This is a genomic window from Jeotgalibacillus marinus (assembly GCF_040801915.1).
Taxonomy (GTDB): domain Bacteria; phylum Bacillota; class Bacilli; order Bacillales; family Jeotgalibacillaceae; genus Jeotgalibacillus; species Jeotgalibacillus marinus.
Genome location: NZ_JBFMIA010000121.1, coordinates 1 through 312, shown reverse-complemented (window position 1 = coordinate 312; position 312 = coordinate 1). Strand labels below are relative to the sequence as shown.

Here is a 312-nt window from a genome sequence, read left to right as displayed (position 1 = left end):
GAAGAGAGAAAGGAAAAAAGAAAAAAAAAAGAGAAAGAAAAGAAGAGGAAGAGGGAAAAGGAAGAGAAGAGGAAAAGAAGAGGGGAAAGAGAGGGGAGAGGGGGGAAAAAGGAAAAGGAGGGAGAGGGAAAGGGAGGGGGAAGGAGAGAGGAAAAAAAGGAAAGGAGAGAAGAAAAGAGGAGGGAGAAAGGAGAGGGAGAGGGGGAAAAAAAAAGAAGGGGAGAAGAAGAGGGGGGAAGGAGGGGAAAGAGAAGAGGCGGGGAAAGAGCATAATGAATTAGTAGGTGAGGGATCCTAATTTATCATATAAAA

At 44.6% G+C, this 312-nt stretch carries 1 protein-coding gene; it reads left to right on the top strand.

Annotated features, from left to right (window positions below):
• Positions 1 to 298 (top strand): hypothetical protein (locus AB1471_RS18895; RefSeq protein WP_367780959.1); only part of this gene is annotated, 298 nt, incomplete at its 5' end.
• Between the last annotated feature and the right edge of the window lie 14 nt (positions 299 to 312).